Source organism: Pseudomonas edaphica (assembly GCF_005863185.1).
Classification (GTDB): domain Bacteria; phylum Pseudomonadota; class Gammaproteobacteria; order Pseudomonadales; family Pseudomonadaceae; genus Aquipseudomonas; species Aquipseudomonas edaphica.
In genome coordinates, this window is record NZ_VBVZ01000557.1 from 1 (window position 1) to 4021 (window position 4021).

Sequence of the window (4021 nt, forward strand, 5' to 3'; positions counted from 1 at the left end):
CGTCAGCGGCCAAGCGTGCTGCGGTCAGCTTTTGTACGGCTTCCTGGGTTGGAACCAGTACCTTGCCGCCCATGTGGCCGCATTTTTTCACCGACGCCAGTTGGTCTTCGAAGTGCACGCCGGCAGCGCCTGCCTCGATCATGCTCTTCATCAGTTCGTAGGCGTTGAGTACGCCGCCGAAACCCGCTTCGGCGTCAGCCACGATGGGTGCGAAGTAGTCGATGTAGCCTTCGTCGCCCGGACCTTTACCGGCTTTCCACTGGATCTGGTCGGCGCGGCGGAACGAGTTGTTGATGCGCTTGACCACGGTCGGCACGGAGTCCACCGGGTACAGCGATTGGTCGGGGTACATGGATTCAGCGGAGTTGTTGTCCGCTGCCACTTGCCAGCCGGACAGGTAGATCGCCTGGATACCGGCTTTTACCTGTTGAACTGCCTGGCCGCCAGTGAGGGCGCCCATGCAGTTGACGAAATCTTTTTCGGGGCGGAAGGACGGCTTGGCACCCTGGGTGACCAGCTTCCACAGCTTCTCGGCGCCGAGTTTTGCAAAGGTGTGCTCAGGTTGAACCGAGCCACGCAGGCGGACGACGTCAGCAGCGGAATAAGCGCGGGTTACGCCTTTCCAGCGTGGGTTTTCAGCCCAATCTTTTTCAAGGGCTGCAATTTGCTGTTCGCGTGTCAGTGCCATGGGGAAAAACCTCGTCGCGTCTTGTTTGGAAAAACATCCGTTTTGCCAGCCGTGCATTCAATGCGTGGGCAGGGCTGCTCGCTGACCAGAAGCTTAGGCGGTCAAGTCGGGTTTGGCGGGGGAAGGCGACGGGATAAACGCAGTGCGAGAGGGTGAGTTGAGCAGGTAAGGGCAAACTGCGAACAGTCTTCGGGCATCGTGGGCCTTGGTACGATCCATCAGTGTGTAGCCGGGTTACCTGGTTAGCTTCCGTCCCTCGGGACAACTTCGTTCCAGTCGCAACCAACGTCAAACACACCTTGTGGGCGGTACAGACACGAATCGGCTCAGGTGGGTAGCTTAGAGCGGCGATCCGAAGGCCCTTGCCAGGGCCTCTGATTAGCGGGAGCGAGGCCATCATGCACAGGCTTTTTTGGCTCGTCAAATGTTTTGTAGTGCTATTTTTCAGGCACTACATCTTTAGTCTAATGCGACTCGCCAGTCAGTTTTTGGTGCTTTAGTTCAGGGTGTCAACCTTGACCCGCAAAGTCAGGTCATCACGGCCCTGGGTAGAGTAGCTGCGGGTTGTAGAGGATTTATCGGCCTGGGTCTCGCGATTGATACCCGCCAGCGGGATCCATTCGCCCAGGCGGCCACTGACCGTTGTGTCGGTACTTTGAATATTCACTACATCGGGACGTTCCTGGCTCATGCGGTCACGGTTGGTACTGATAGCCAGGTGTACGGTTTCGCCAGTGACACTGGCAGTCACGTAAAAGCCCTGGGTGACGTTGCGGTACTGGGTCTGGTTCTGCGGGCGGCCGTAGGCGTCAGGCTGCGTGGTGGTCAGTGGCACGCTCTGGCCGACCTGAATCAGTGCGGGCACGCCTTCACTGGCCTGGATCTGCTGGATGCCGCCGTCGCGGCTGGCAGTGCCGTAGCTGATGATGCGGGTTTGGCTGTCGCCGCTGTTCTGCTGGTTGTTTTCGTTGCTGTCGACGGTGATCAACAGGCGCTTGGCGGGTGTGTCCAGTTGCGTGAGCAGGGCGCGCAGGTCCTGGATCTTGCCGGGGTCCGCTTTAACAATAAGCTGGTTGCCATAGGCGCTGACGGTGCCGTCCTTGCCGATAAAGTTCTGCGCGACGGGCAGTAGGTCGGCGCTGGTGCGGTTGCTCAGGTTGACGACTTCGGTGTCGGCCATGGCGCAGGCGCTGGCAGTGAGGAGCAGGGCGGTGAGCAGGGTGCGTAGGGACATGTCCGTTATCTCTGCGAGTCAATTAGGCTTGATAGTGCCAGTTTGTCGGCCTGGCGGGTCGCAAGTTGAATCGTAGACGGCAAAATGCCCTGGCAGGCAGGGCATTTTGGGGTGTTGCTTACATCGCTATCGCAGGCAAGCCAGCTCCCACATTTGGAATGCATTCCCCTGTGGGAGCTGGCTTGCCTGCGATAAGGGCGACTCGATCTCGAATCAGCCCTCGCGCACCATATCAACGTGCGGAATCCCGACTTCAAGGAATTCGTCACTGACGATCTTGAAACCCAGCCGCTCATAAAACGGCGCCGCATACACCTGCGCACTCAGGAACTGCCTGGTCTGGCCACGTTTTTCGGCCTCGCCGATCACCGTTTCCATCAGCTTGTCGCCGACCTTCAGTCCGCGCCAGTCCTTGAGTACCGACACGCGACCAATCTCGCCGCTGGGCAGCAGGCGAGCGGTGCCAATCGGAAAATCGCCTTCGAATGCAAGAAAATGCATTGCGTCGGCGTCATCCGCATCCCATTCCAGCTCTGGTGGAACCGATTGTTCAGCGATAAACACCGCCTCACGAATGCGCCGAATCTCAGCGATATCCTTTTGCCAGTCCGCGACACTTACGTGAATCTTATTCATCGGCAAATCCCAGGCTTCCTTGCTTGACCAGTTCGCACAGCAGGTCACGACCGTCTTCGTCGGCCAGCCAGGTGCCGAGGTTTTCGCTGTGCAGGGCGTCGGCCGAGCAGACCAGTTTCAACAGTTCGCGCAGTTTGCCTGGCAGATAACGGCTCTGGCCGCTGGCAAACAGCAGTACGTCATCGTCCACTTCCGACCACGCCATGCGCGCGCTCGGGTTGCGCACCAGAATCGCGCCGTTTTCCAGGCTGCTGATAAAGTCTTCTTCGCCCAATTCTTCACCGGCGACCAGTTCCGGGTACCGCGGCTCGGTCATGAACTGGCCGAACCAGGTCAGCAGCATGCGCTCGTCGCTCATGTGCTCGGCCAACAGACCTTTGAGGCGGTCGAGTGCATCCGCCTGAATCTGGTGCGGGTCGCTGACTGGTTGGGCGTCGGCGTCCGTGTAGCGCTCTTCATCGGTCAGGTACTGGCTGAGGAAGTCGGTGAAGTGGGTCAGCACTTCGGCGGCGCTCGGTGCGCGGAAGCCCACCGAATAGGTCATGCAGTCATCTTCGGCGATGCCGAAGTGCGCCAGGCGCGGCGGCAGGTAAAGCATGTCGCCCGGTTCCAGCACCCATTCTTCGCTCTGTTCGAATTCTGCGAGGATGCGCAGGTCGGCGTGCTGCAGCAGCGGGCTTTCGGAATTGCACATCTGGCCGATTTTCCAGTTGCGCTTGCCTTGGGCCTGCAGCAGGAACACGTCGTAGTTGTCGAAGTGCGGGCCAACACTGCCGCCGGGTGCGGCGAAGCTGATCATCACATCGTCGATGCGCCAGCTGGGCAAAAAGCGGAAGTGCCCGAGCAATTCGGCAACTTCGGGTACGAACTGGTCGACTGCCTGCACCAGCAGGGTCCACTCACGCTCTGGCAATGTGCTGAACGCATCTTCGGCGAACGGCCCGCGGCGCAGTTCCCATGGGCGCTCGCCGTGTTCGATTACCAGGCGCGATTCAACTTCTTCTTCCAGGGCCAGGCCGGCCAGTTCGTCGGCGTCGATCGGGCTTTCGAAATCAGGGATGGCCTGACGGATCAGCAGCGGTTTTTTCTGCCAGTAGTCGCGCAGGAATTCGCGTGCCGTGATGCCGCCCAGAAGTTGAAGAGGAATATCAGGATTCATGTGTAACCTATTGAAAAAAAGCGCTTTTAAGACAGGAATAAAAACGCCCGGCGCGGCCGGGCGTCTCAAGAGGGCTTGCGCTAAATCAGATGCGCTTGGCTTGGGCCACCGCATTGCCGATGTAGTTGGCCGGGGTGAGCAATTTCAGCTCGGCCTTGGCGGCGGCTGGCATGTCCAGGCCGTCGATGAAAGTTTGCAGCGCCTCAGGGCTGATGCCCTTGCCGCGCGTCAACTCTTTCAGCTTCTCGTACGGGTTTTCGATGTTGTAGCGGCGCATTACGGTCTGGATCGGCTCGGCCAATAC

General features: G+C 59.2%; 4 protein-coding genes and 1 pseudogene. All 5 read right to left on the reverse strand.

Annotated features, from left to right (window positions below; all coding sequences use genetic code 11):
- Positions 1–688 (reverse strand): isocitrate lyase (gene aceA, locus FEM54_RS26380; RefSeq protein ID WP_138453638.1); only part of this gene is annotated, 688 nt, incomplete at its 3' end.
- 496 nt (positions 689–1184) lie between these two features.
- Positions 1185–1922 carry a secretin N-terminal domain-containing protein gene (locus FEM54_RS26385; RefSeq protein WP_138453639.1) on the reverse strand — a complete coding sequence of 246 codons (738 nt, stop codon included), beginning with the start codon at positions 1920–1922 and terminating at the stop codon, positions 1185–1187.
- Positions 1923–2135: 213 nt separating this feature from the next.
- On the reverse strand, positions 2136–2558 hold the full coding sequence (locus FEM54_RS26390) for a GNAT family N-acetyltransferase (protein WP_017137513.1): 423 nt from the start codon (positions 2556–2558) through the stop codon (positions 2136–2138).
- Positions 2551–3717, reverse strand: coding sequence for a ribosomal protein uL16 3-hydroxylase (locus tag FEM54_RS26395; protein ID WP_017137512.1), 1167 nt, complete (start codon positions 3715–3717; stop codon positions 2551–2553). The genes FEM54_RS26390 and FEM54_RS26395 overlap by 8 nt, the downstream gene beginning before the upstream one ends.
- An 85-nt stretch (positions 3718–3802) precedes the next feature.
- A pseudogene (locus tag FEM54_RS26400) lies at positions 3803–4021 on the reverse strand (adenylosuccinate lyase); the annotation flags it as partial.